Source organism: Mycobacterium sp. (assembly GCF_049281135.1).
Classification (GTDB): Bacteria; Actinomycetota; Actinomycetes; order Mycobacteriales; family Mycobacteriaceae; genus Mycobacterium.
Genome location: NZ_JBAPRN010000622.1, coordinates 1 through 1,766 on the forward strand (window position 1 = coordinate 1; position 1,766 = coordinate 1,766).

A 1,766-nucleotide genomic window follows, 5' to 3' on the forward strand; every position below is an offset into this window, starting at 1 on the left:
GGGAAGATCAGGCCGACCACGCCATAGGGCTCTTTCAGCGTGTAGGCGTGCATGTCGACATAGGCGTCGCTCGCGATGCCATCGGTCTTCACGTCGTAGGCGACGCCGTTGATCTTCGAACACCAACCGGCGTAGTAGCGGAAGAACTCCGAACAGGTGGACATCTGCAGTGTCGCCTGCATCAGCGGCATGCCGGTGTTCAGCGAATCCAATTGGGCGAACTCGTCAGCGTGCTCGTCGATCAGGTCCGCGATCCGCCACATGATCTTGGCCCGCTCGCGGCCCGGCAGCTGGGACCAGACACCGGACTCGAAGGACGCCTTCGCCCGTGCGACAGCCTCGTCGACCGCCTCTGCGCCGCAGTCGGTGAATTCCGTGATCGTTTCTTCGGTCGCTGGATCGATGACCGAAATGACGTCACCCGAGCCGGGTCGCTTGCGAAGGTCGTCCAAGAGTTCCTGCAGCGCCATCTGATCCCTTCCATGCCACTCACGTCGAATGCTGAGCACCTGCTTAGCATCGCTGGTGATGCCGGGTCAAGCGCATGCTTCAGTAAACGAGGGCTTTGGTCAGCAGCGCGGTGAGCCGCTTCTGCTCATCGCTGCTCAGCCGATCGGTCAACGGCGTGATCCGGTCGGCGATGGCCGCGGTGACTGCTGGCACCAGGCGGCGAGCCGAGTCGGTGAGAGTCACCCGCACCGAGCGGCCGTCGTGCGGGTCGGCGGTCTTCACGACGAGGCCGCGCTGCGCCGCCCGGTCGATCAGACCGCTGATCGTCGAGCGCTCCAGGCCGGTGAAGGTCGCCAGATCGGCCATCGTCGGCTCGCGGTCGCGCAAAATGCCGAGCACCCGCAGTTGAGTGAGCGACAGGTCATGCTCGGCCGCGACTTCGGTGAGCACCGCCATCAACGTAAATGACATCTGCGCCAACGCATCTCGCAGCTCTGCGAGATGGTCGTCGGGCCGGATGCGATCGGGCGTCATCGGGACGACGATACCAAATAGATGGTATTGCGAACTAGATAAAGCCAACCGCGTGGGGCGGATATCCTGAGCTGCGTCGGGTGCAGGACTTCCTTGCTCCAGACGCTCGCAAAAAGCTTTTTCCCAGGTTTCGCTGCTGTACATGTGTTTGCCGCCCTGGGCTCGCACAATGACGGCACCATGAACGCCGAGAATGAAGGAAGCTAATCAAATGCCCTCACGTAGCTGGCTGGCCCGACTCACCATCCCAATAATCGCCGCCGCTGCCCTGGTTACCAGCCCCGCGGTTGCGACTGCCGATCCCACCAGTGACGCGTACCTCGATCAACTGCGTGGCGCGGGCCTTACGTGGCCGCCGGGCCACGAGCAGGCGCTCATCGGGACCGCTTTGCTGGTTTGTGACGATCTCGGGTGGGGTTGGACGCCGCAACAGATTGCCAACAACGTTCACGCCAACTTGGACCCGGACAACATCCATGTGCATGACGTCGGGGCTATGGTGAACATCGCCCGTGCGGTTTATTGCCCCAACCAGCGGTGCTGGGCCCCGCACTGCTGAGACTCACTCGAATCTCTTGCGGGCGAACCGCGACGAGATAGAGCACATGAGGCGCGGACGCTCGGCTGAGCGCCCGCGCCTCATGTAGCGAGACGTGAACGTCGTCGTAGAGGGCGATCTTCATTCAGCGTCTTTGATCGCTTCGCCATAGCTCGATGTAGAGGCGCACTGCCTCCTCGAGATATTCAACTGCTGGCATTGTGCGCAGATCGCTGCGGTGATC

3 protein-coding genes are annotated in these 1,766 nt (G+C 62.3%); 1 reads left to right on the plus strand and 2 read right to left on the minus strand.

Features of this window, described 5'->3' with window-relative positions:
- A partial coding sequence (locus tag WAN02_RS24505) for an aldehyde dehydrogenase family protein (protein ID WP_422267258.1) occupies positions 1–470 on the minus strand: 470 nt, incomplete at its 3' end.
- Positions 471–549: 79 nt separating this feature from the next.
- Positions 550–984: a MarR family winged helix-turn-helix transcriptional regulator gene (locus tag WAN02_RS24510; protein WP_422267260.1), complete on the minus strand. Its 435-nt coding sequence runs from the start codon at positions 982–984 to the stop codon at positions 550–552.
- A 211-nt stretch (positions 985–1,195) separates the two neighbouring features.
- On the opposite strand from WAN02_RS24510, the gene WAN02_RS24515 reads away from it, so the two are divergent.
- The gene (locus WAN02_RS24515) at positions 1,196–1,543 is read left to right on the plus strand and encodes a DUF732 domain-containing protein (protein WP_422267262.1); all 348 of its coding nucleotides are present in this window, start codon (positions 1,196–1,198) and stop codon (positions 1,541–1,543) included.
- The last annotated feature ends 223 nt before the right edge of the window (positions 1,544–1,766 follow it).

Coding starts and splice junctions, on each gene's coding strand:
- WAN02_RS24510 (WP_422267260.1), bottom strand. CDS start 984: ATGACGCCCGATCGCATCCGGCCCGACGACCATCTCGCAGAGCTGCGA.
- WAN02_RS24515 (WP_422267262.1), top strand. CDS start 1,196: ATGCCCTCACGTAGCTGGCTGGCCCGACTCACCATCCCAATAATCGCC.